General features: G+C 35.4%; 32 protein-coding genes and 1 pseudogene. 30 read left to right on the top strand and 3 right to left on the bottom strand.

The features are described 5' to 3' along the window. Positions 1-341 precede the first annotated feature (341 nt). A complete protein-coding gene (locus I872_RS04320; RefSeq protein WP_015604929.1) occupies positions 342-1,253 on the bottom strand; it encodes a site-specific integrase in 912 nt (303 codons plus the stop codon). A gap of 1,001 nt (positions 1,254-2,254) precedes the next feature. On the opposite strand from I872_RS04320, the gene I872_RS12215 reads away from it, so the two are divergent. The 24 genes and pseudogenes from I872_RS12215 (at position 2,255) to I872_RS04450 (ending at position 16,166) form a co-directional block, all read left to right on the top strand. Then, entirely contained in the window at positions 2,255-2,488 is a 234-nt protein-coding gene (locus I872_RS12215) for a hypothetical protein (protein ID WP_231069238.1), read from the top strand. Between the two features lie 217 nt (positions 2,489-2,705). Then, positions 2,706-3,182 (top strand): type II toxin-antitoxin system antitoxin PezA, encoded by a 477-nt coding sequence (gene pezA, locus I872_RS04330; RefSeq protein ID WP_015604930.1) that lies wholly within the window; start codon positions 2,706-2,708, stop codon positions 3,180-3,182. Beyond that, positions 3,182-3,949 (top strand): type II toxin-antitoxin system toxin PezT, encoded by a 768-nt coding sequence (pezT, locus tag I872_RS04335; protein WP_015604931.1) that lies wholly within the window; start codon positions 3,182-3,184, stop codon positions 3,947-3,949. Before pezA ends, pezT begins: the two co-directional genes overlap by 1 nt. Before the next feature lie 358 nt (positions 3,950-4,307). After that, positions 4,308-4,541 (top strand): Imm74 family immunity protein, encoded by a 234-nt coding sequence (locus tag I872_RS04340; protein WP_006145693.1) that lies wholly within the window; start codon positions 4,308-4,310, stop codon positions 4,539-4,541. Positions 4,542-4,561: 20 nt separating this feature from the next. Continuing rightward, positions 4,562-5,116 carry a hypothetical protein gene (locus tag I872_RS04345; RefSeq protein ID WP_015604932.1) on the top strand — a complete coding sequence of 185 codons (555 nt, stop codon included), beginning with the start codon at positions 4,562-4,564 and terminating at the stop codon, positions 5,114-5,116. A gap of 69 nt (positions 5,117-5,185) precedes the next feature. Then, complete coding sequence (locus I872_RS04350; RefSeq protein WP_015604933.1) at positions 5,186-5,608, top strand: hypothetical protein; 423 nt, start codon at positions 5,186-5,188, stop codon at positions 5,606-5,608. A 141-nt stretch (positions 5,609-5,749) separates the two neighbouring features. Then, positions 5,750-6,556: an Imm59 family immunity protein gene (locus I872_RS12415; protein WP_015604934.1), complete on the top strand. Its 807-nt coding sequence runs from the start codon at positions 5,750-5,752 to the stop codon at positions 6,554-6,556. Beyond that, positions 6,553-6,741 (top strand): Imm59 family immunity protein, encoded by a 189-nt coding sequence (locus tag I872_RS12420; RefSeq protein ID WP_015604935.1) that lies wholly within the window; start codon positions 6,553-6,555, stop codon positions 6,739-6,741. Before I872_RS12415 ends, I872_RS12420 begins: the two co-directional genes overlap by 4 nt. 23 nt (positions 6,742-6,764) lie before the next feature. Continuing rightward, a complete protein-coding gene (locus I872_RS04370; RefSeq protein WP_015604936.1) occupies positions 6,765-7,097 on the top strand; it encodes an Imm59 family immunity protein in 333 nt (110 codons plus the stop codon). A 52-nt stretch (positions 7,098-7,149) separates the two neighbouring features. Further along, positions 7,150-7,623 carry an SMI1/KNR4 family protein gene (locus I872_RS04375; RefSeq protein ID WP_015604937.1) on the top strand — a complete coding sequence of 158 codons (474 nt, stop codon included), beginning with the start codon at positions 7,150-7,152 and terminating at the stop codon, positions 7,621-7,623. A gap of 89 nt (positions 7,624-7,712) precedes the next feature. After that, complete coding sequence (locus I872_RS04380; RefSeq protein ID WP_015604938.1) at positions 7,713-8,048, top strand: DUF7957 family protein; 336 nt, start codon at positions 7,713-7,715, stop codon at positions 8,046-8,048. A 41-nt stretch (positions 8,049-8,089) separates the two neighbouring features. Next, positions 8,090-8,491, top strand: coding sequence for a hypothetical protein (locus I872_RS04385; RefSeq protein WP_015604939.1), 402 nt, complete (start codon positions 8,090-8,092; stop codon positions 8,489-8,491). 45 nt (positions 8,492-8,536) lie between these two features. Continuing rightward, positions 8,537-8,887 (top strand): hypothetical protein, encoded by a 351-nt coding sequence (locus I872_RS04390; protein ID WP_015604940.1) that lies wholly within the window; start codon positions 8,537-8,539, stop codon positions 8,885-8,887. Positions 8,888-8,905: 18 nt separating this feature from the next. Further along, complete coding sequence (locus tag I872_RS04395) at positions 8,906-9,259, top strand: hypothetical protein (protein ID WP_015604941.1); 354 nt, start codon at positions 8,906-8,908, stop codon at positions 9,257-9,259. Between the two features lie 20 nt (positions 9,260-9,279). Next, the gene (locus I872_RS04400) at positions 9,280-9,627 is read left to right on the top strand and encodes a hypothetical protein (protein ID WP_041826799.1); all 348 of its coding nucleotides are present in this window, start codon (positions 9,280-9,282) and stop codon (positions 9,625-9,627) included. Between the two features lie 22 nt (positions 9,628-9,649). Continuing rightward, positions 9,650-10,000: a hypothetical protein gene (locus I872_RS04405; RefSeq protein ID WP_041826800.1), complete on the top strand. Its 351-nt coding sequence runs from the start codon at positions 9,650-9,652 to the stop codon at positions 9,998-10,000. 18 nt (positions 10,001-10,018) lie between these two features. Then, positions 10,019-10,375 (top strand): hypothetical protein, encoded by a 357-nt coding sequence (locus I872_RS04410; protein ID WP_015604944.1) that lies wholly within the window; start codon positions 10,019-10,021, stop codon positions 10,373-10,375. A 34-nt stretch (positions 10,376-10,409) separates the two neighbouring features. Beyond that, positions 10,410-11,057 (top strand): Imm59 family immunity protein, encoded by a 648-nt coding sequence (locus tag I872_RS12425; protein ID WP_015604945.1) that lies wholly within the window; start codon positions 10,410-10,412, stop codon positions 11,055-11,057. A 159-nt stretch (positions 11,058-11,216) separates the two neighbouring features. Further along, positions 11,217-11,876 carry a DUF6572 domain-containing protein gene (locus tag I872_RS04425; RefSeq protein ID WP_015604946.1) on the top strand — a complete coding sequence of 220 codons (660 nt, stop codon included), beginning with the start codon at positions 11,217-11,219 and terminating at the stop codon, positions 11,874-11,876. A gap of 93 nt (positions 11,877-11,969) precedes the next feature. After that, positions 11,970-12,401: pseudogene (locus I872_RS04430) on the top strand (substrate-binding domain-containing protein); the annotation flags it as partial. A gap of 1,005 nt (positions 12,402-13,406) precedes the next feature. Then, the gene (locus I872_RS04435; RefSeq protein ID WP_003010127.1) at positions 13,407-13,610 is read left to right on the top strand and encodes a hypothetical protein; all 204 of its coding nucleotides are present in this window, start codon (positions 13,407-13,409) and stop codon (positions 13,608-13,610) included. Next, on the top strand, positions 13,603-14,589 hold the full coding sequence (locus tag I872_RS04440; protein WP_015604948.1) for an ABC transporter ATP-binding protein: 987 nt from the start codon (positions 13,603-13,605) through the stop codon (positions 14,587-14,589). Before I872_RS04435 ends, I872_RS04440 begins: the two co-directional genes overlap by 8 nt. Then, a complete protein-coding gene (locus tag I872_RS04445; protein ID WP_015604949.1) occupies positions 14,586-15,341 on the top strand; it encodes an ABC transporter permease in 756 nt (251 codons plus the stop codon). Before I872_RS04440 ends, I872_RS04445 begins: the two co-directional genes overlap by 4 nt. Positions 15,342-15,380: 39 nt before the next feature. Beyond that, positions 15,381-16,166, top strand: coding sequence for an ABC transporter permease (locus I872_RS04450; protein ID WP_041826889.1), 786 nt, complete (start codon positions 15,381-15,383; stop codon positions 16,164-16,166). Positions 16,167-16,613: 447 nt separating this feature from the next. On the opposite strand, the gene guaA is transcribed toward I872_RS04450, so the two are convergent. Further along, a complete protein-coding gene (gene guaA / locus I872_RS04455) occupies positions 16,614-18,173 on the bottom strand; it encodes a glutamine-hydrolyzing GMP synthase (RefSeq protein ID WP_015604951.1) in 1,560 nt (519 codons plus the stop codon). A 239-nt stretch (positions 18,174-18,412) separates the two neighbouring features. Here guaA and I872_RS04460 point away from each other — a divergent pair, with 239 nt between their 5' ends. From I872_RS04460 to xerS, 6 genes are all read left to right on the top strand, one after another. Next, positions 18,413-19,111, top strand: a complete 699-nt coding sequence (locus I872_RS04460; protein WP_015604952.1) for a GntR family transcriptional regulator — start codon at positions 18,413-18,415, stop codon at positions 19,109-19,111. 115 nt (positions 19,112-19,226) lie between these two features. Beyond that, complete coding sequence (locus tag I872_RS04465) at positions 19,227-19,559, top strand: putative DNA-binding protein (protein ID WP_005590307.1); 333 nt, start codon at positions 19,227-19,229, stop codon at positions 19,557-19,559. 55 nt (positions 19,560-19,614) lie between these two features. Continuing rightward, positions 19,615-21,183, top strand: a complete 1,569-nt coding sequence (ffh, locus tag I872_RS04470; protein ID WP_015604953.1) for a signal recognition particle protein — start codon at positions 19,615-19,617, stop codon at positions 21,181-21,183. Between the two features lie 60 nt (positions 21,184-21,243). Next, positions 21,244-22,035, top strand: coding sequence for an alpha/beta hydrolase (locus I872_RS04475; RefSeq protein ID WP_015604954.1), 792 nt, complete (start codon positions 21,244-21,246; stop codon positions 22,033-22,035). A 49-nt stretch (positions 22,036-22,084) separates the two neighbouring features. Beyond that, positions 22,085-22,528 (top strand): MepB family protein, encoded by a 444-nt coding sequence (locus tag I872_RS04480; RefSeq protein ID WP_015604955.1) that lies wholly within the window; start codon positions 22,085-22,087, stop codon positions 22,526-22,528. Between the two features lie 181 nt (positions 22,529-22,709). Beyond that, a complete protein-coding gene (xerS, locus tag I872_RS04485; RefSeq protein ID WP_015604956.1) occupies positions 22,710-23,780 on the top strand; it encodes a tyrosine recombinase XerS in 1,071 nt (356 codons plus the stop codon). A 77-nt stretch (positions 23,781-23,857) separates the two neighbouring features. On the opposite strand, the gene I872_RS04490 is transcribed toward xerS, so the two are convergent. Continuing rightward, positions 23,858-24,490, bottom strand: a complete 633-nt coding sequence (locus I872_RS04490; protein WP_015604957.1) for an ABC transporter ATP-binding protein — start codon at positions 24,488-24,490, stop codon at positions 23,858-23,860. Between the last annotated feature and the right edge of the window lies 1 nt (position 24,491).

Raw genomic sequence — 24,491 nt, forward strand, 5'->3', positions numbered from 1 at the left:
GATTTTTTTTTAAAAAACAAAAAAAACACTCAATTAAGAGTGCTTTAAAAACGCGTCGTAACAAGGTTTTGAAGGAAAAAGTAAGTTTTTATCTACTTTATTTATTTTCTAAAAAAATTTTTTTATTTTTCATTTAAATTTAGGATGTTGAGAAAAAGATCAATACTTTCAGTACGATTTTTATTTAGTTGAATTTTTTAATTTTAATGAGAGATATATCATAATGTTTGGAAAAAGTTACTTAGTTTGCTTGTGCGATTAACTTATATGCATAGGATTTTTGAAACTCTTCTGGTCGATTGTGTCCGAGAGCACGTGATACAATTAAACAAGCCTTTCGATCAAGGACAACACCTTTTAATTCGCCTCGTAGATAAATTTTTTCTTTTTTTATCTTTGATATCTTTGGGATCTCGCGCAACAAGAAGATAAAGACGTTTTGCGTATTCTGCACGATATTTATGAGGTTTTAAAGCAGTTGGAACTTGAAACACACGCTTTTTACCAGCTAGTTTAAATTCTTCAACAAGCCTCTCTAATTCTTCTTTGTCTCGTGTAATAATCGGAACCCAACGATCTCGTGCTCCTTTTGATTTATGCTTTTTACCAATGATTTTAAGATAGTATCGACCATCTTCACGTTGATGTAGAGAATCACCTGTAATAGCTTTTAATTCATTTTTACGTAACCCAGTGGCAGATACGATTGAGAACCAGCGATTATTTGTTTCTTCAGACATCCTGTCTTCATTAGACTTCAAACGATTATTCTTTTTGTCGGCTCGATATCGAATATCCGTTGCAATAAAAGCGGTAGAAGGTACTCCTAAAACTTTGGCTAATGCTGCTTTATAGGTTGACTGGGTTGGAGCAGAAAGCCCTAATTTCTTACAATGTTCTAAGTATTGATTCACTAAGTCAATCCATCCCTCAATATCGTTAGATTTATCAAGAGCTTCTAAATCTTCGGCAGTAGCTGTTGCGGCAACAAAGGAAGCGAATCTGCTCCAGGAACCAGCGTAGTTATGAAGAGTGCGGTCGGTATGGATTAAATGAATGTCCTCTCCCGTTTTTTTGGATTCATTGCGCTTGATACCCTTTCCTTTTTTAAAGCGCGTGACTAGATTAGTTAGTCCTTTTGATTGGACGAATTGTTTACGGCCTTCGAAAGTAGTTAGAGAATCTATCTGTTGTTTCTTAGCTTTCTCTTTAGCTTCTCGTCGTTCAGCACGACTACGTCTCTTCTTTGCCATAGTTCTTTCCTTTCTATATGTATATTGTCTACTTTTAAAGAAGATCTTAAGAAAAATCTTAAGGTCTTTTTTATTCAAGTTGAAGTAGTGCAGTGACTTAAGCTTATATTCACTGATGTAGTATCTTCCCTTTGCTGAGGGCGCTTCTTAATTGATGGCTAAGAAGATAACCAAGTCATTTTACAACATGACAAGTTGACTCAATTCAAATAAGATGTAGAGTTCCATCTTGCAGATAAAAATCTGTTGTTTTTTCTTGTTAGTCTTTTTCAGGTTTAAATCCTCTGAATTTAGCGACTGAGCTAAGCTAGTTTTTGTATTTGATTTTAAGACTTTTGTTATTTACTTTAGTTTTTATACTTTGATTTTTTACTTTGTTATGATCTAAAAAAGATTTTTTTAAACTGCCATTGACATTTCTTTTATTATCTATACATTTCTTTTTTAGTTAATGAAATACAAAACTGGTTCTTTCCTAACCCAGCTTAAACCTACTGTTTCCACGATAGCTACCTCCTTTCAAACATAAAAAACGTAGCTATATTAGTTACGTCTCTACTCAATCAATTATTTATATATTATTAGTATGCCATAAATCATAAAATAAAAAAATTAGGATAAGGTTTTTTTACGTTATTCACTTTTACCTAGTACTGTGTGTTTAGCGTGACTTACACATACGTTTCTGTCAACGCTAAACACACAGAAAAATTAGAATTGCAAAATAAATGAGGGATGAGAGAAAGAGGAAAAAACTACAAAAAATTCAATAAGTGAAACAATATCTTTATCGTTTTTTCTTAATTATTTTTTTTATAAATTGGGATTTGTGGCATACTATAACTGTAAAAACATTTTAGGAGGAAACAACTATGTTTCTAAAATATTATTCACTCATTAACTATATTCTCTATAAAAATCGCAGAGAATTCGAAAACTCATTTGATTGCTACCCCAAAAAGACAGTGTATGAGTTCTATATTAGGGAGTCTACAGGAGGAATGAAAATTAGACAAAAAGAACATAACGCAATTCATGTTAGCCTATTTTCTAATAGTGGAAGTTATATTACACTTTACTTAAGGAATTTTACGCCAGATGATTTGGTGGCTGTGATGAACTCATTAATCAAGCAGAAGAAAGAACTTGGATATGAGCGGTTGATTTGCATGTTATCAGAGCTCAAAAATGATGAACGCTTAAGTTTATTGATGAAGTTATCCAAAATGAAATAAATATACTTGGACGAGTATCTCAGTGTGTTTTTGTGGTAAATTTGTCTTTAAAATAGATAAGATAGATTATTTGATAAAGCCATTGTATTAGATGATTGGTTTGCCAACAATGTAACAGATGAATTATTTCATTCAGCTAGATCTGGATAAAACGCACCAAAATTGGTGCGTTTTTATTTTTTGTGCTATAATAGAAATAAATAAAAGGAGGAGTTACATGATTGGAGAAAATATAAAAACGTTACGCAAGGCACATAACCTAACTCAGCCTGAGTTCGCAAAGATTGTTGGTATCTCTCGAAATAGCCTAAGTCGTTATGAAAATGGAACAAGTTCAGTTTCGACAGAATTAATAGATCGTATCTGCCAGAAATTTAATGTTTCCTATATCGATATCGTAGGAGAGGAAAAGATGCTCACACCAGTAGAAGATTACCAGTTGACCCTGAAAATTGAAGTGATTAAAGAACGAGGGGCGAATATCTTAGCGCAACTTTATCGTTTTCAAGATGAGCAAGGAATTGCATTTGATGATACTTCTAATCCTTGGGTTCTAATGAGCGATGATTTGTCTGATTTAATTAACACGAGGATTTATCTTGTTGCAACTTTTGAGGATATAGAGCGATTTAATGGCTATTTGGATGGCATTGAACGTATGCTAGAACAAGCTAGTCATCTGGTGGTGGCTTAATGAAACTAGAAGAATTTAGTCAAGATGATTTTGAACGAGCATCCAGACGACTCGTTCGTTCTTTAACTCGTGGTAAAACAACCTCATCTCATCCTAAGGCTATTTTGCTCGGTGGACAGAGTGGTGCTGGGAAAACAACGATTCATCGTATTAAACAAAGGGAATTTCAAGGTAATATCATTATCATTGATGGAGATAGTTATCGCTCTTTTCATCCGAACTACCTTGGCCTACAGGAAAAGTATGGCAAAGATAGTGTAGATTATACCAAAGTGTTTGCGGGACAAATGGTTGAATATCTTGTAGATGAGTTGAGTAAAAAAGGTTATCATTTGTTAATCGAGGGTACCTTGAGAACAACAGAAGTTCCCCGAAAAACGGCCCAATTATTGGCAACTAGAGGATATCAAGTCTCACTTGCACTGATTGCGACCAAGCCAGAATTGTCTTATCTCAGTACCTTGATTCGTTATGAGGAGCTCTACGCCATAGATCCTAGTCAAGCAAGGGCGACTCCCAAAGAGCACCATGATGGAATTGTAGAACATTTAGTTGATAACTTACGAGAGTTAGAAAATGACAAAATTTTTAATCAAATTCAAATTTATCAAAGAGATCAATCGTGTGTTTATGATTCGCAAGTAGACGGAACCTCAGCAGCAGAAGTTCTACAAGAATGCCTATTTGGAAAATGGAGTAAGGTGGAGGAAGAAATGTTGAATTGGGGACAGGAACGGTTGAGAGAGTTGGGGGAAATTGATAAGTGACGAAGGGATAATTTATGAGTACATTTAAAAAAGTAATTTATTTTTGTACCAGATTTAACTACTCATAATCTATGGGAATTGGTTGAACAGTATAAAACAGGGAATTTAAGAGATTATGAATAGGTGCGTTCAAGAAGCGTAAAGAAACATAAAGAAACAAAAGGAACACTGGTTATCCAGTGTTCCTTTTGTTAGTTTTTAACTAGCAAACCCCTCATATCAAGCGCTTGTATGGTATAATAATGGAAAACGTTAACATTGATTTTCAAGGTAGTTCTATCATGCTGAAATACCAAATAAAAATACTATGAATGCTCTACAAGTTTAGTCTAAAAGGAATATAAGAAAAGGAAGAAAAATGAAAATTTCTGGTACAAGGTCTATCATCACATTTGACTATGAAAATGGTTATGTTTTAAAAGCAAAGGGAGAATTGTTGACCGATGGAAGTTTTACTGTATATAGGTCAAGTATACAGAATTGGGAGCCACCATACAACCATATTCGTATCACACAGAACGAGATAGATAAACTTGTCGAGGAAGTGGATTCCATGATGACTGAGCAAACAATACAGATCGAATTTATCTGAGTTAGAGTAGGAGAAGGATGATGAAAATCGATTACAGTGAACAGATGCTCACATGGGAGTGGGATGATTCTGTAATAAAGATAGAACTACCAGATATCATTCATGCGGAATATAATAAAGATGAGAACATTGTTGTCGTCTATAATGGAGAAAACTTTGTAAGTAATATCATTTTCTACTTTAGTTTAGAAGGAAAATTGTTAGGGCAACAAAATCTACTTGAAGGAACCCTAGATTGGAATCATAATGGGAAGCAACAGATTAGTTTTCATCATTTACATTGTCTTCGCTTTAGCCCTAAATGTCAGCGTATCTTGAGCATATTTCGCTCATCCAGCGATTTTGATGTTCCATCAGAACTAGGGGTTTATAATTTAGAAGGTGAAAAAATCTACCAAATTGAATCTCCTGCAGGATTTACAATGCTATATATTTCTGAGATAAGTAAAGAAAAACTGAGAATTGTGTGTGAAGCTCTTAAAGAGGATTGTTTTGATAAATCTGGTCGAAGTGATTTTTATTTTAATTTGGATTTAGAAACTAGAAAAAGGGTAAAAGATGGCATAGCCTATTGAGGAAGAGAAATAGAAACCTGATTTTATGATATTCTGGTTGAGAGAATAACTTGTACTAGGAGAATACAAATGAAACCAACAAACCTACAATGGGAAGATGTTATCCAGTTTGAAGAAGTTGAAGGATACGGGAAATCCATCTGGAAAAATGAGGACAAGTATTATTTAGTTTTAGAAGAAGGAACCGTGGCTTCTTGGTTAGCGGTTTATGAATTACCAAATGACTTATTTTCCTTACTAGAGAGTGGGGAGAGAACACCACTAGAAGTATCTTGGAAGATTCGGAACGATTGTTGGCCACCGACGGAAGAAGAAAAGAAAGCTAGTGAGAAACAATTTATATTAAAAGGCTTAACTCCTTTAATAGCTAGTCCTAAGAGTTGGGAATTATTTACTCAGGAAGAGCTTGAGACATTAATTCCACTTGCTGAACAAAAATGGATTGACTGGAGAGGCAAACTTCCAGATGATTATGTATCGCCACTTAAGTAAAAGAAGGTATAAAATGAAACCAATGAAGTAGCTGGAAAAATTCAATCAAAAATATCAAGAGAATGAACGGTTTTCCATTATTGAGTGATAGTGATGGGAGTTGTAACTCTGTATAGATGAACTGTCAGTTGGGATAAAAATATGAATGAGAATTTAAATTTTGATTTGTTAAAACAAGATGTAGAAAAAGAAGTCAGAGAAAAAGGCTTTGAAAATCTTTATTATGCATTATTTGATGAGGACAGTAATTTGCCTTGGGCTATTCACCTGTATTATAAAAATAATAAATTTCTAGTTAATAGTCGAGATGATCGTTCCTATATTATTGGGAAATCATGGGAATTTGAGAACTATGAGGAGGCAAAACATTTTTTTATCAAAAAAATGGAAACCTTTGTCCAGTTAAATAGACTTGAAATTCAAACTGGACACCCTCCATATTATCCATCACCATTATGGGATGAAAAAGAGGATTACCCAAAGATGAGAGACGAATCCAAAGAACGTTCTGAACTTTTATTAGCCATTCAAGAGTTAGGTTACGAGAGTTTGAGATATTCCATTTTCAACGATCATAGCCCAAGGGAGTGGGAAACAAGAATAGAATATAATCCTGAATTAGAAGTATATGAAGTATATTCGACAATGGACAGAGCAAGTACGAATGGAAAAGATTCATACCAAAACTTTCAAGAAGCACGGAGTCGTTTCATAGAAATTCTTGAAAATGTTGTTTTCATAAATAGATATTATGTTGACGAGGGTATAGGTGCAGAATACTCCTCTCCATTATGGGATAAATCGATGAATGATATTGAGAACATGAAATGTATAGTCGAACAAGAGATTAAAAAACGACATTTTGAGAGCTTACAGTATGTTCTTTTTGATGAAAACAAAAATTTCCATGGGCATTTCACTTATTCTATAGAGATGGGAAATTTATGATTAATGGTCGAGATGATAGATCATATGTGATGGGGAATACGATAGAGTTTACTCGTTTTGAAGACGCAAAAATAGCTTTTTTGGAACGATTAGAACATTTTGTAAAATCTAATCAATTAAAAGTACGGATAGGGAAAAAACCGTATTATTCTTCCCCACTTTGGGACAATGAAAAGGCGGATTGATGGTTAATTGCAGGAGATAATGTATGAAAAATTTAGATAAAGAAAAGCAAGAACTCTTATCAGCTATTCAAGATTTAGGTTACGAGAGTTTGAGGTATTCTATCTTTAACGAATATGGTCCTGGTGAATGGGAAGTGGTAATCGAATATGACGATTTTAAGCAAGTCTACAATGTCTACGCTACCATGGATAGAGCAAGTAAGGGGGGAATTTTCAACTTTACAGACTTTTCAGAAGCAAAAGAGAAATTTTTAAAACTTTTAGGAGATATTATTTTTTTCAATCGTTATTATGTTCAGGAAGGAATGGGTAAGATGTATTCCTCTCCATTATGGGACAAGGAAGAGACTGATTAATTTCTCAGAGCTAGTGGTATAAAGATTTTAAATAGAGAAAGAAGCTGAAAATATGACTCAGAAAAAACAAGCAATCATCTCCCCTATGCCAACTGATGCCTTATTGCATGAAAGAGAAGTAGCGTGGAGAGTTAAACTACCTGATGATTATAAGAAATTTATAAAGAATGAGAATGGATTGATTCCGTCAAAACGGTATTTTCATTTTGGGAATAATGAGAAAGTAATCGAGCACTTTTTAGCCATACTAGCTATTTCAGGTGAGAAGGCAGAAGAGGCTTATGATATCGGAGTTGTGAGTACACAATTGGAAGGTCGCATTATTTTTGATGAAGATTATGTCGGATTGCAACTAATCCCAATAGCAGCATTGTTTGGTGGTGATTTTGTTTGTCTAAATTATGTCGAGGATTCCGAAAATCCAAGCATGTGTATCTGGTACCACGAGGAATCCTACGAGCTAGAGCCAGCTATAGAGTTAGTAGCAAATAACTTTACAGAGTTTTTAGCTATGTTACAGGATTAGCTATGTGCTGGATATTGATTTAACACGAAGACGAAGAAACGATTAAAAGACTGTTTAACGTAGGAATTCTCAGATGAAAGGTGGATACAGTGCTAGAAAATAAAAAACATCAGCTAATAGTAAATGGTGAAGTTATAAAATCTTTTACATTTGAAATCCGTAATATCATTGAACTAGGTGATGGATGTATTGTTTTATTAGAGATTCCTTTTGATAATGAGATTGAAAAGAATAACATTTTAAGAGTTGATGCTAGTGGAAATGTGGTTTGGAAGATTGATAATAGTGGATACAGTAATAATATTTATCCCTTTGAACAGATGACTTTGAGAGATGGCTGGCTTTATGCGACTGATTTTTATGGCAGAAGATTAAAAGTCGATATAAAAACGGGGAAAATAGTTGATTTGACTCTATCAAAGTAATAGAAGTTTGAGAATTTCGAAAATATGTGGAGGTCTCGTAAATGAGCGAAGGTTACTTACCTACAAGAGATAGTTTGGGTTATCAGAATGTCAAACAAGCTTTAGAGAAAATTTTTTCGATTGACCTTGATACGATTGCCATTCATGAAGGAGAAGATGAAAATTTTAATTTTCCGTTCATGTATAAGGGTTATCATATGACGATGGGGATATCATCAACTGGTAAAAATACCCAATTAGAAGCTGGAGAGGGTGGCTTGTTTAACATTTGGTTCACTCAAGCTGATGAACAGAGATTTTCAGTCACATTGTTGTCACAGATAATTGATGACAAAAGCATAAAAAGAGTGTATGGCCGTGATAAAAAGTCTGTTGAACACACCTTGCAACTATTGAAAGACTTTCTAGATTCAGATAGAGCAGAAGTTTTATTAAAGAATTGATCAAATAGATTTTAGAGAAATGATGTCTTTGAGGAGAATAGTGGTATGGAATTAAATGAAACTGAGAAGTTTGCTGTAGAAACGAGCAGAATGATTCGAACTTATTTTGATCATAAGGTGGACTCTTCTGGCATTTATGATGTTGTTGAAGAAGACAACCATCGCGCGTTTAAAATAGACTTTAGGGCATATGATTACTTTACTATTGAATTTGATTATGAGAATGACCTCTGCGAGTTCTTCATTGTCTTAACGAAAGAAGTGAAATTATCCCTGACTAAAGAACCAGCTGTTTACAGCCAGATATCAGATTGGGATGAATACCTAAAAGGAATCAAGGATGAGCTCGAGCTTCGCATTCCAGATAAGTTTTTAAAAGCCAAGGGCTGGTTGTAAGAGAAAAGGAGGAATCGAATGGAAGATAATAAAATGCTTCGACTAGCAGAAGAAACGAGAGAAAAAATCAAAAGTGTATTTGGTGATCGCATCACTGAACCGAAAATCGTAGATGTTGTTGAATATCCGCAGTACAGAGCTTTTAGGCTTGAATTTATAGCGTATGATTATTTCTTTATGATGTTTAACTATGAAGCTGATTTTTGTGGATTTACAATCTCTATTGGTGATCGTTACGGTGCTTCTTTGAACAAAGGGGATAAGCCAACTTTTTATAGTGAGATTAGAGACTGGGACAAATACTTGAAAGAACTCATGATAGAAGTTGAGTCTCGCATTCCCGACAAGTTTTTAAAAGCTAAGGGATGGTAGAAAAGAAGAGGTATATTGCAATGTTTGAAAATGAAATGGATATTTTAGCGGATAAATTCTGCGATATATTGGATAGAGTGTTTGCCAAGCGAATTGGAACATTTTGTATATACGATATAGTTGATGAACCCAGTCATCAAACTTTTAAAATAGAATTTGAGGCTTACGATTTTTTCGCGATTGAATTTGATTATGAAAATGACATGTGTGAGTTTTTTATAGTTTTGACAAAAGAAGTGAAGGTGTCAATCACTAAAGAGCCAGTCGTATTTAGCCAGATAACAGATTGGAACAGCTACTTAAAAGAAATCATGGCAGAGATTGAACTTCGCATTCCAGACAAGTTTTTGAAAGCCAAAGGATGGTAGTAAGATGAAAGAGGATCGGAGTATGCAAATAAACGATATGCTAGAGCTCGCAAGAGAAACTAGAAAGCAAATAAGGAAGGTATTTGGAGAAAGAGTGGATACGATTACTGGTTACGATTATGTTAATGAACCCAGTCATCAAACTTTTAAATTAGACTTTGAGGCTTACGATTACTTCTCGATTGAATTTGATTATGAAAGTGATCTCTGTGAATTCTTTATTGTTTTATCGAAAGAAGTGAAGCTATCCCTTACTAAAGAGCCAGCTGTCTATAGCCAGATAACAGATTGGGATAGTTACTTAAAAGAAATCATGGCAGAGATTGAACTTCGCATTCCAGACAAGTTTTTAAAAGCCAAGGGCTGGCTATAAAGAATAGAAGGAGTTTTTATGGAAGAGAATCAAATATTTCAACTAGCATTGGAAACTAGTGAAAAAATCAAAAGTGTATTTGGTGAGCGTATCACTGAGCCAAAAATTGTGGATGTTGTTGAGTACTTACCGTATCAGCGATTTGGAATTCGGTTTGTTGCGTATGATTATTATTTAATATTCTTCAACTATGATAGAGGATTTTGTAGCTTTTCTATTTTTGTAGGTGAGCGATACGGAGCCTCTTTGAATGGCGGCAAAAGTATGATAGTTTTTGGTGAAATAAAAGATTGGGACAGCTACTTAAAAGGGATCATGGCAGAAATTGAGCTTCGCATTCCAGATAAGTTTTTGAAATCCAAGGGATGGTTGTAGTTTAGTCTGAAACTCTTAGAGGAGAAAAGGAACTATGTTTAAAAGAGAGCAAGAACGAATGGAGCTTTTATCAGAGATTCAAAAACTAGGCTATGATAGTTTGAGATTTTCTATTTTCAACAACCATGATCCCTGGGAGTGGGAAACGAGAATTGAATTCAATCCTCAAACTCATAAGTATGAGGTATATCTAACAAGGGACAGGGCTGGAAAAGGAAGAGTTTTTGAGTATCCTGATTTTCCTCAAGCAAAAGAAAAATTTTTAGAGTTGTTAGACCATACTGTTTCAAGAAATAAGTACTATATTTCCAATGGCTGGGTGCCACAATATCCTTCCCCACTTTGGGGTAAACCAGAAATCGATATCGAGTCTTTGAAAAATATAGTGGAAAAGGAGATTAAAGAAAGAGGTCTAGAAAGCTTGTCTTATGTCTTATTTGATGAAGATAGCAGCCAACCATGGGCAACACATTTGTTTTTTAAAGATAACAAGTTTCAAATTAACAGTAGGGATGAACGCTCATATATTGTGGGGAAAACATGGGAGTTTGATACGAGGAAGGAAGCAAAGGATGAATTCTTTAAGATTCTAAGTCAGACAGTTCATGCGGAACAGTTGGCAAATGAACTTGGCTTTTCACACCCCTATCCTTCGCCATTATGGGACGAGGAAGGAAAATGATTTAATTTGAGACAGGATATACGAACCTTGTAAAAGATGTGTTTAGCTTTCTAGGTCATTGAGAACTAGCTAAAGTTTGGTTAGTACAAAAGAGAAGATAAATGTGTTTTAGGGAAGAAATAATCAGTAGACATTTAGTAAAAGACAAAGGAGATAAGAATGGAATCAATTTATGTAAGTCAAAAAGATATGTTGGAAATCTGTCAAGATGGTGATAAGTATTTCTTGCGTTATCCAACTTTTAATATTACCTGCCCAGAAGTGGTTCAAGAAATCCCAAAGGAAGCTGCCGATAGCTATATTTCGGGAGAACATACTGGCAAAGAGTTGATGAATTATGCGCAGTATGGTTTTTGGAAATCTAAAAAACAGTATACACAAGAAGAGTCAGACAAAATTTTTATACGAAATAATCCTGATCTAATTTTTAATGATTTGTCTGATAATCAAAAAATATTTTCTTCTGAAGAGTTTACTCAAATTGTCACCCAAGCCATCGCTTCAAAATTGAAACCTAGCGAACTTGACGCAATTGGTACAGTTGATAGTCATTTAGAACTTCTTCTGGTGGATCCAGTTGGCTGGGAGGAAGAGATAGAAGCAGTACATCTGGAAGTTTTGCAGGAAAAAATTAACAATTATATTCACTTCCTCGAAAGCAAGCAGTATGTGGAGCGATATGGTGATAAGTTTGACAAAAAAGTTATCCATATCACGTTCCAGTATTCTCCATCAGACAACGGTCTATCATTCCTCGCAGCCGTTCAGAAAGTGTTACAACCGACAGATATGAGCTTGAAGGTAGAATTGCCGGAGTGAGTTGGATAAAAAGTTAGCGAAATTTTTGACCAAAATTGACCAAGTAAGATAGAAAAGCCTTTAGAATAAGGCTTTAGGACTGATATTTTATTCCTGCAGGGGGAATCTCTTGTTAATAAGGATCGTGAAAAAGGTATTCGTACTTTTTTGACTGATAAAAATTATTTAATGGATTTGCAAGTTATTTATGGCTTAACTACAATTGATTCAGTTTATTCATATGCAATAAATAATTTATCTAATCAAAATCATCCGGATATGATATTTGTTTCTGGGGATGAGAAGGTTCAAGGGCTGATTCGTGCGTGCTATGAGAAGGGGATTACCATTCCTGATGATATTTCAATAATTGGATTCGATAATATTCCTATTTCGCAATATTATACTCCAGCTCTGTCTACTATTTCTCCTAATTATGCTATGTTAGCTCAAAAAATGATAGAAGGTGTTTTAGCAATCATTAACGATAAAAATATAGAATCCGTTGAAATATCTTCAAAAATTATTAGAAGACAAAGCTTTTAATCGGTAAAAAATACCGATTTTTTATTTGATAAAATATTAAAATAGTAGTAGAATGCAACTTATGACACCGATGTCATTTTAGAGTAGGAGGGATTAATGTCTACAATTTTTAATCATTCATTTAATAGTATTGTCGAGTTAAGGTATATAAAAACAGGCCTAAGCCTGCTCTGTTTTTTGCCCTGTTTTCTACCAAAGTTCATTTTATAAAAAAGTAGAGAAAACACAAAGGGTAACTAAAAGGTTAATTAAATTGATGTGTTCAGTAAGCAAGTAAAATATAATAAAAGTTTCCATTCCTATAAACAATATAGGAGAATATTAACAATTTAAATGGTGTGAACTTTTTAGTAAATTCTAGCTCAATTCGTGTATTTTTAGGGTAAAATTCACACCATTTAATTGAAACTTATTCAAATTAGATGAAATTGGTTTTCTAAAAAAAGCGGGGAAACGCTGATTTAAAGGGGATTTTGAAACTTATTCAAATATAAATGTATCCAACCAGGTCTTAAGAAAGCTCGTAAAGCATCACAATTATCAAAACGTTAATCAACACGCTTATATCAACGTTTACAGACATTTAAGAAATTTCTCTTGGATGTCTTTTTTTGTCTAGCTAAATTTTACAAATTGGGCAATTTAGGTTACTCAATAATATAAAAAGATAAAAATTTAAAGTTCGAATTTTAATTTTAAAAAAAGTAATTATTATTGAATATCTGTTCAAACATTTTTTCTTTTCTAAGGTTAATATAAGTATATATACTTTAAAAAAGGAAGTCAAACATCTTGCTCATAGATTTTTGCATTTTTAAAAAATACATTTTGTCATATAATAATGTGGAAAATTGACGGATTCCTTAAATAATCATATAATATGAATATGTAAACCCTTACATACTATTCTACTTATACTTGATAAAATGCAAGTTCTTGAGGATCTATAAATATATAGACACTCTTCTATTTATAAAGTGAAATAAAGAATCACGGAGAAAGTTTATGGATATTAAAGAGACATTCAACCAGCTAGACAATACAAAATTTAATGATTTCAATAATCGCCTTGAAGGTTTTGAGAAACTTTTTAAAGACAAATATTATTTTACCCATCCCGAAGATTTTAGCTCAATCTTTAGCATTTTGGTAAAGTATGGAAAAAGTACAAGTAAATATATTTTATCGAAAGGAGAGATATATGAGTGAAATAGTTATTAATGCTCAGAATTTATCTAAAAATTTTTATAATTTTGATTCAAGACTCCCATTTATCAAGAGATTTTTGAAACGTAATCAAATAACGATTCGAGCTGTTCAAGATATTAGTTTTACGATTAAGAGAGGGAGTATAGTTGGCTTTATTGGGAGTAATGGAGCTGGTAAATCCACAACGATTAAAATGTTGACTGGGACTCTTTATCCTAGTTCCGGAAAATTAGAAGTGAATGGAGAAATTCCATTTAAAAGAAGTATAAATTTTAGAAAAAAAATTTCAATAGTAGTAGGAAATAAATTACAGTTATTTCAAGATGTTTCGGCTATGGATTATTTTCAATTGATTGGTACTTTATATGAGGTAGAACCGGCGATTTTACAAGAACGAATTCAGGAATTAAGCAATTTGTTGAATGTAAAAGATCAGCTTTACCAGCAGGTCCGGACCCTCTCTCTTGGACAAAAAATGAAAATGGAGTTTATCGCGGCATCTTTAACAAGTCCGGAAATATTATTTTTAGACGAGCCTACTATAGGGTTAGATATACAGTCTAAAAAAGATATCAGAACATTTTTAAAGAAAATGAATGAAGAATGTCATACTACTATTATTTTAACGAGTCATGATATGGATGATATTTCGTCTGTTTGTGACGAATTAATCGTCATTGACAAAGGAAAAATTATTTTGCAGGAGTCAATGGATGTTATTTTATCTAAATTTTCTGATTTTAAATATTTAAAGATAAAAATGACATTAGATTTGGTACCAGAGTTATGCTATGTTAAAGGAGTAGTAGTCATTTCTCAAACAAAATCGGAATGTATACTAAAAATACCTAGAGATTTTGTCTTTGAGACATTAGAATCAATCAATAAGCTTGTAGATATAGAAGATTTTGAAATATCAAATCTTTCTTTAGAAGAAATTATTTTACAAAACTATTTTACAAAAAAGGAGCACAATTGAAAAAAGAAATGTCTATTATTCTGATATCATTTCGATCTATTTTGAACTATAAATCAAGTGTACTATTGTTAATGTTACAGGCAAGTATACAAATTATGATATCAGTATTTTTATGGACGTATATATATCAGAGTAACCAGATAAATATAGCAGGATATGATTTTACCTCAATGGTTCAATACTATTTGGGGACTATAATTTTTTCATATTTTGTTTTTTATCCAGTTGATTGGGAAATCAATGACGATGTTCATTCAGGAAATTTTTTTAGCATATTAATAAAACCTGTTACTTTTTATAAGTATTATTTTTGTAAAATGCTTGGAGATAGGCTTGCTCATTTATTATTTATCATCATTCCTGTCATTTTATTCTCCAGTGTTTATTACAAGAATGAGTTATTAACCATTGAAATTCTTATTTTAGGAAGTATTGCAATTATTCTATCTATGGTTCTATGGTTTTTAATATCATGTTGTGTAGGTATGCTTTCTTTTTGGTTAGAAAATATATTTTTTGTCCTTACTGTTAAAGAAATAGTAATTCAGTTTTTATCAGGAATATTATTGCCTTTAAGTTTTTTTTCAAATAATTTTCGTCTGTTTTTAGATGTATTACCTTTTAAATACTTAGTATATGAACCGCTTCAGATGTTTAGTAATGATACATATAAATTAATAGACTATTTGAGAATTATTTGTATTCAATTGATTTGGTGCATCATTTTTATATTATATCAAGATTCATATTGAGAAAAGGAGTGGAGCACTTCTCAAATGTGGGAGGATAAAATGTTTAGAATAAAAGTAATTTTTAGGCTACTTCATTTTGGTTTTAAATCTGATATGAATTTTCATTTTGACTTCTTTTGTGGTCTATTTTCGTCGATACTGTGGATTGGTTTACCTATTGTATTTTTTAGATTGATTTTCTTAAACATAGACTCTTTTAATGGTTGGGACTATTATCAAATTTTATTTTTGGTAGGTTCCTACACTATTGTAGATGGAGTTATGATGGGATTGTTAATTAGAAGTATGGGAATTTTAGAATCAGATATTTTGAGTGGTAACTTGGATCAAATTTTATTGAGGCCGTTTGATACTCAGTTGTTCTATATTTTTAGATCATTTAATTTAGTTCAATTCGTGAATACTTTTTTTTGGTCTTGCGATCATTTTTATAAGTTATGGAAATTTAAATGTACATTTAAATTCATTAAAATATTATTTTATATCCTTTCTTTAATGTGTGGTTGTATTATATATTATTCAATTTGGTTTCTAATAACGATTAGTTCATTTTGGTTCCCAACTAAATTTTCAAAAGTAGATGTATTTTTGAATTATATTGGAATTTCTAAGTATCCATATAATATTTTTACAGGTATTAACAGATTGATCACTATGTTATTTGTTCCCAATTTATTAATTGCCAATCCTGCAGTATTAATATTTTTAGGGAAAGATACATTGAACCTATTTTTCTATCAAATAGTTTTTACAGTTTTTTTGATTATTATCAGTCGTACAATTTTTAGAAAAGGATTGAAAAAATATGAAAGTGCAGGAAGATAAACAATGTTGTTCAGTTATATGTTTGACTAAAGGAAGTGATTCGCTGTACTTTGTTTTGTGGTCATTGAAACATCAGATAATTATAAACTATAATTTAAAGAATAGTATTATTAACTTATAGGTGCTAAGAAAAAATTTAAAGAAATTCCCTCATTCAATCAAACTTATTCATATTTTTTAAAATAAGAAAATAGTTGGATTTTGATGATGGTTGATATAAAGCTAAACTGAAAGTACCTGAAATCCAACTGTGTCAAACCAGGTCTTAAGAAAGCTTATAAAGCATCAAATAATAGAAAAATAAAATTTAATATAAAAAAATCCCATCAGAATATTTCTGGTGGGATTTTTGGTGGGGAACCAATCAATTTTGATTTATTTTTAACCTTTTATAACAACTGAAAATGCTGTTAAATCAACCATTTCACTTCAAATCATATTTATAAATCATTCCCACTCCACAGTTGCAGGTGGTTTACTTGTAATATCGTAGACGATACGGTTGACGTGATCTACTTCGTTGACGATACGGACAGAGATCTTTTGCAGAACTTCCCAAGGGATCTTGGCAAAGTCAGCTGTCATACCATCGATAGAAGTAATAGCGCGAATGGCAATCGTGTAGTCATAAGTCCGACCGTCGCCCATAACACCTACTGAACGAACGCCTGTGTTGACAGTGAAGTATTGCCAGATGTCTCGGTCAAGACCAGCCTTGGCGATTTCTTCGCGGAGGATAGCGTCCGATTCGCGGACAGTTTCTAATTTTTCCTCAGTGATTTCACCCATGACACGGATAGCAAGCCCAGGACCTGGGAATGGCTGGCGCCAGACAATTTCATCAGGCATACCAAGCTCTGTACCCAAAGCGCGCACTTCATCCTTGTAAAGTGTATTTAGAGGTTCAATCAACTCAAACTGCATATCTTCTGGCAGACCACCAACATTGTGGTGAGACTTGATAGTTTGAGCAGTGTCAGTCCCAGATTCGATAACGTCAGTATAAAGTGTACCTTGAGCCAAGAATTTCACATCTTTCAGTTTGCTGGCTTCATCGTCAAAGACATAGACAAACTCGTTTCCGATGATTTTACGTTTTTGCTCTGGATCTGAAACGCCAGCAAGTTTGTCAAGGAAACGCTTCGCTGCGTCCGCTTTAACGATATTAAGGCCAAACTTGCCGCCCAGCATCTCCATAACTTGATCAGCTTCGCCTTTACGCAAAAGACCGTGATCTACAAAGATACAGATCAATTGATCGCCGATAGCTTTCTGCAAGAGGACACCTACGACAGAAGAGTCAACACCACCTGATAGACCGAGCAGGACACGCTTGTCACCGACTGTTTCACGGATTTTTTGAATCTGCATATCGATGAAGTTATCCATAGACCAGTCGCCCTTAGCGCCACAGATATTGAGAGCAAAATTGCGCAGAATATCATAACCGTACTCAGAATGACGAACCTCAGGGTGGAATTGAATTCCGTAGATTTTCTTGTCAGGATTTTCAATAGATGCAAATGGACAGTCTGCAGATGTACCAGTGCGTACAAAGTCTGCAGGAATCTCTGTCACCGCATCACCGTGGCTCATCAGGACAAGCTGCTCTTCTGGTGTGCTTTCAAAGAGAGGGGAAGTAGTACGTGTTAGTTTTGATTGTCCATATTCACGATTACCTGCGTCACCTGCTGGCACCACCTTCCCGCCCAATTTATGAGTCAAAAGCTGCATACCATAGCAAATCCCCAAAATTGGGATCCCCAACTCAAAAATCTCTGGGTCAATATCAAATGAATCTTCTTCATAAACTGAGTTAGGTCCACCTGAAAGGATAATCCCGACAGGACGGATAGCACGAACTTCATCCGCTGTGATCTTGTGGCTCTTGAGTTCAGAAAATACACCAATTTCACGGATACGGCGTGAAATCAGCTGGTTGTACTGGCTGCCGTAATCAAGCACGATGATTTTTTCAACATCTTGCAATTCAGTTGTAGTTGTCATCTTTTCCCTTTCTTAAAAGAAGTAATCTTTTCCCCTCATTCTATCACAAAAATCAAATTTTTCCAAGGTAATAGGGCTAGCTGCAAGTAAAATAACTGAAAAGCTAAGATATTTGTTCTAAAGAATGATAATCAAATAGGATTTCCCTACAATGATTGATATTTAGTTTGACTTTTAAACTAATTGATAATACAATAAATGTATAAAAAGCTGCTTAAAATCAGAAAAGAGGGCTATTGATGTTACCTGCTTATGTGAAAATACATGATCAAATAAAAAAAGATATTGACGAAGGGGTTTGGGATATTGGCGAGCGTTTACCAAGTGAACGTGATCTTGCTGAAACTTTCGAGGTTAGCAGAATGACCCTGCGCCAAGCGATCACTCTCTTGGTCGAAGAGGGGGTTCTTGAGCGACGAGTCGGCAGCGGGACTTATGTCGCAAGTACACGCGTTCAGGAAAAAATGCGTGGAACAACTAGTTTTACAGAAATTATGAAGTCTCAAGGAAAAATACCGTCCAGCCAGCTGATTTCCTACCGTCGGACGCTGCCTAGCGAGCGAGAGGTCGAGAAGTTGGGCATCCATAAGACAGAGAACATCATCCGCATGGAACGGGTTCGCTACGCTGACGATATCCCTGTAGTCTATGAAGTTGCCTCGATTCCAGAGAAATTTATAAAGAATTTCAAAAAAGAAGAAGTGACCAGCCATTTCTTTCAAACCCTGCAAGAGCACGGCTATAAAATTGGCAAGTCCCAACAGACCATTTACGCTCGTTTGGCCAAGGAAAAAATCGCTAAATACTTGGGAATTCCCCGTGGTCATGCTATTTTAGGCTTGACACAAGTTTCTTATTTTGATGATGGAACGGCCTTTGAGTATGTAAAAAGCCAGTATGTTGGCGAACGCTTTGAATTTTATTTAGAAAACAAATGATTACATAATTTAAATTACGTAATAAAACTGTCGATCGACAGTTTTTTATAATCCTCTATTTTCAAATATACCGAAAGAGTGGAGTTTAAAGGGATTATTTGGTATAATATTCTTTATGGAAATTGAAAAAACAAATCGAATGAACGCTCTGTTTGAGTTTTATGCGGCTTTGCTGACCGACAAGCAAATGAACTATATCGAACTCTACTATGCTGATGACTACAGCCTTGCTGAGATTGCCGAGGAGTTTAATGTGAGCCGCCAAGCTGTCTATGACAATATCAAGCGGACAGAGAAAATTCTGGAAGACTACGAAATGAAACTGCATATGTACTCTGACTATATCGTCCGAAGTCAGATTTTCGATCAGATTATGGAGAAATACCCTGATGATCCCTATCTGCAGGAGCAGCTTGCGGTTTTGTCCAGTATTGATAATCGAGAATAGGACGGATAGAAATCTGTCCATTTCCATCATTTGATAATTAAGAGGAGAAACATTTATGGCTTTTGAAAATTTAACTGAACGTTTACAGAACGTCTTTAAAAACTTACGCAGAAAGGGAAAAATTTCTGAGAGTGATATCCAGGAAGCGACCAAGGAGATCCGCCTTGCTCTTTTGGAGGCTGACGTTGCCCTGCCTGTTGTCAAAGACTTTATTAAAAAGATTCGTGAGCGAGCTATCGGACACGAAGTTATTGACACGCTCAATCCAGCTCAACAGATCATCAAAATCGTAGACGAAGAGCTAACAGCCATTCTGGGTTCTGATACTGCCGAGATTATCAAGTCACCAAAGATTCCGACTGTTATCATGATGGTCGGTTTGCAGGGGGCTGGTAAAACGACCTTTGCGGGTAAATTAGCCAATAAACTCAAGAAAGAAGAAAATGCTCGTCCTCTGATGATTGCGGCGGATATCTACCGTCCAGCGGCTATTGATCAGCTGAAAACACTGGGGCAACAGATTGATGTGCCAGTCTTTGCCTTGGGTACCGAGTTTCCAGCAGTAGAGATTGTCCGTCAAGGTTTGGAGCAAGCCAAGGCTAATCACAACGACTATGTCTTGATTGATACGGCTGGTCGCCTACAAATTGATGAAAAGCTCATGCAGGAGCTAGCTGATGTCAAGGCATTAGCACAGCCAAATGAAATTCTGCTGGTGGTCGATGCCATGATCGGTCAGGAAGCAGCAAACGTAGCCCGTGAATTTAACAATCAACTCGAAGTAACCGGGGTTATCCTGACCAAGATTGATGGGGATACCCGTGGTGGTGCAGCTCTGTCAGTCCGTCAGATCACTGGCAAACCAATCAAGTTTACTGGTACCGGTGAAAAGATTACCGATATCGAAACCTTCCACCCAGACCGTATGTCTGGCCGTATCCTCGGCATGGGGGATATGCTAACCCTGATTGAAAAGGCCGCTCAAGAGTACGATGAGAAAAAATCGCTTGAAATGGCTGAAAAAATGCGGGAAAATACCTTTGATTTCAACGATTTCATCGACCAGCTGGATCAAGTTCAGAACATGGGACCTATGGAAGACCTGCTCAAGATGTTGCCAGGTATGGCCAATAACCCTGCTCTTAAAAACATCAAAGTAGATGAAAAAGAAATTGCCCGTAAACGTGCCATCGTATCCTCTATGACACCAGCCGAGCGGGAAAATCCAGACCTGCTTAACCCAAGTCGTCGTCGTCGGATTGCAGCTGGTTCTGGTAATAGCTTTGTCGAAGTCAATAAGTTTATCAAGGACTTTAACCAAGCCAAACAGATGATGCAGGGCGTCCTATCTGGAGATATGAACAAAATGATGAAACAGATGGGGCTCAACCCTAACAATCTTCCTAAAAATATGCCGGGCGGCATGCCGGATATGTCAGCTTTAGAAGGCATGATGGGGCAAGGAGGTATGCCGGATTTATCTGCCCTAGGCGGAGCAGGAATGCCAGATATGAGTCAACTTTTTGGCGGTGGCCTCAAAGGGAAAGCGGGAGAATTTCTCATGCGCCGCAGCATGAATAAAATGGCCAAGCAAATGAAGAAAAACAAGAAAAAACGGAAGTAATCGTAAATAAGTTACATAATTTAGTTTATGTAACTTATTTTGTACATTTAGGAAAAAGAAATGGAAAAGTTGATTAAGTATCTAATTCGATTTTATAACGACATACAAGCGAAACTCACTTCCTATCCCATCAGTCATCTGCCCTTGAGCAAAGTTGACATACAACCAATTATTATGATTCCGGGCAGTTCAGCAACAGAGAATCGTTTTAACAAAATGGTCCAAAAGCTCAATCATGGCCAACATCCGCACCATAGTCTTATTCGCATCAAAGTCTGGAATGACGGTCGAATGACTTATCGTGGGCATTTGAAGCGAAAGGACAGAACCCCCATTTTTGTGATTGGTTTTCAAAATAATCGCGATGGTTATAAAAATATCAAGAAGCAGGCTGCTATGTTTAACGCTGCCATAACTATTTTGCGAGAGAAGTACCCTTTTACCAGCTTTAAAGGCTTGGGGCATTCTAATGGCGGACTGGTTTATACAGTATTCCTGCAGCAATACCTAGCAAACCATTCTGGGTTAGAGATGGAAAAGCTCCTGACTATTGGCAGTCCTTATAATCTAAACAAGAAGAATCTCAATCATCGAGTCCCAATGCTAGATGACTTTGTAGCCAATCGGGAAAAACTGCCTAAGAAGCTGCAGCATTTGTCGATTTTGGGAATCTTTTTCCGAGATGGAGATGGCATTGTCCATAGAAGCAGTGTAGAGGCTGGGAGCTTGATTTACAAAGGAAAGATTGCTTCGTATAGAGAAGTCGTCATCACAGGCAAGGCTGCTCATCATTCATCTCTACCACAAAATGAACAGGTAGTTGATTTGATTAAAGGGTTTTTATTTCAATAATTATTTTACATAATTTAAATTCAGTAAAAATCAGAAAGACAATAAAACAATGAAAATGGCAGAGATTCTTCATAGGTATTATGGTGATTTTGATCTGATAAATGAAAAATGGAACGAAGACTATGAAAGTATTTTAATTAAGCCAAAGGTTGATCACGAATATAAAAGATGCCGTTTGGCAAAGAAAACACCCAAAAAAGAAGGATACTTTACAGTCTTTTGGAAAAAAGACCAAGACAACAAGAATATTCCTTATACTGATAGAGACTTGGGTGATGAACTGGTTATTGTCGTCATCGACGACTGTCATTGCGGTTTATTTATTATTCCCAAAGAGGTGGCTATCAGTAAAAAGATTCTTTCTACAAAGGATTGTAAAGGAAAGATGGCTATGCGGTTTTATCCGTCCTGGTGCACACATTTAAATAAAACAGCTCAGACAACACAAAAATGGCAACTGGATTATTTTCGAACAATCCAGTTAGAAGAATAAGTTTTAGTGAAACAAGACAGAGTTTAGTTTCTCAATTCTGTCTTGTTTTTATTATCTGTTTTGTAGTGAAGTTAGGTCATATACCTCCCCTCCAACATCTTTCCGAAAAACTATAATTTTCTTGATAAATATAGCTAGTTATGCTATACTTCTTTTATAGAAAAATCATGAGGAAGATGGAATGGAACGCGAGATTTTATTGGAACGAATTGATAAACTGAAGCAGATTATGCCCTGGTACGTTCTAGAATACTACCAATCCAAGCTGGCAGTGCCTTATAGTTTTACAACCTTATATGAATACCTCAAGGAATACGATCGATTTTTTCGCTGGGTTTTAGACTCCGATATTTCTGACGCTTCAGAGATTGCTGAGATCCCTCTTTCTGTCTTGGAAAATATGAGCAAGAAAGACATGGAGGCCTTCATTCTGTATCTGCGAGAGAGGCCGCTCCTCAATGCCAACACGACACAAAACGGTGTTTCCCAGACAACCATCAATCGGACTCTGTCAGCTTTGTCCAGCCTCTACAAATATTTGACTGAGGAAGTGGAAAACGAGCAGGGTGAGCCCTACTTCTATCGAAATGTAATGAAAAAAGTTGCTACTAAGAAGAAAAAAGAAACTCTGGCTGCTCGTGCAGAGAATATTAAGCAGAAGCTCTTTTTAGGGGATGAAACCGAGAAATTTCTCCAGTATATCGATACGGAGTACCCTAAGAAGCTCTCTAATCGGGCCCTGTCCTCTTTCAACAAAAACAAGGAACGAGATTTAGCCATCATTGCCTTGCTGCTAGCCTCTGGTGTTCGTCTGTCTGAAGCTGTTAATCTGGACCTAAAAGATATCAATCTCAAGATGATGGTTATTGAGGTGACAAGGAAAGGTGGCAAACGTGACTCAGTCAATGTTGCTGCTTTTGCCAAACCCTATTTAGAGGAATATTTGAGCATTCGGAGCAAACGATACAAGGCCGAAAAGACGGATACAGCCTTCTTTTTGACTGAATACCGTGGCACTCCTAACCGAATCGATGCTTCCAGTGTCGAAAAAATGGTGGCCAAATATTCTGAGGACTTCAAGGTGCGGGTGACACCTCACAAACTCCGCCATACACTTGCTACACGTTTGTATGACGCAACAAAATCTCAAGTTCTCGTCAGTCACCAGCTAGGTCACGCCAGCACACAAGTCACTGACCTCTATACCCATATCGTCAATGATGAGCAAAAGAATGCTCTGGATAAGCTCTAGTTTACAGAACTAAAATTATGACACATATAACAGTAAATGCTCTATGAACAAAAAATCATAGAGCATTTTTACCTAACTTAAATAGTATTTAACCGAATAACTTCATCAGCTTTTTCCCAAATCGCTGGATTATGCGTTGCAAGAATCATCAAGCGGTCTGGCTTTTTCAATGATAAAAGCAAGTTCATAATTTCTTGTGAAGTTTCTGGATCAAGTGCTGCAGTCAGTTCATCTGCCAAAATCAAAGGAGGATCCTTGAGGATGACTTTGGCCAAGGCGACACGTTGCGCTTCTCCACCTGATAATTCATAGATTTTTCGATCGAGTGTGAGATAATTCAATCCCACCTTTTCTAAGACTTCTTCTTCTCGCTGCTTCTTCTCTTGTTTAGTCCATTTTTGACCAATCAATCCAAGTTCTAAATTGGCCGCTACGGTCTCGTTTTCAAGAAGACCAAAATTTTGAAAGAGATAGCCCAATTCATTTTTGAAAAAGTGATGAGATTTGATTTGCTTAAGCTCTTGCCCTCGGTAGCTGATGCTTCCCTTATCATAAGGTTCTAGCTTAGCCAGGATATTGAGCAGGGTTGTTTTGCCACAACCGCTATTTCCGATTAGCGCATAGACTTTTCCTGCTGTAAATTGCAGATTGATATCCTGAAAGACAGTCCGTTCTCCAAATGATTTTGCCATGTGTTCTATTTTTATCATA

The sequence above is a fragment of the Streptococcus cristatus AS 1.3089 genome, from assembly GCF_000385925.1.
GTDB classification, from domain to species: Bacteria; Bacillota; Bacilli; order Lactobacillales; family Streptococcaceae; genus Streptococcus; species Streptococcus cristatus_B.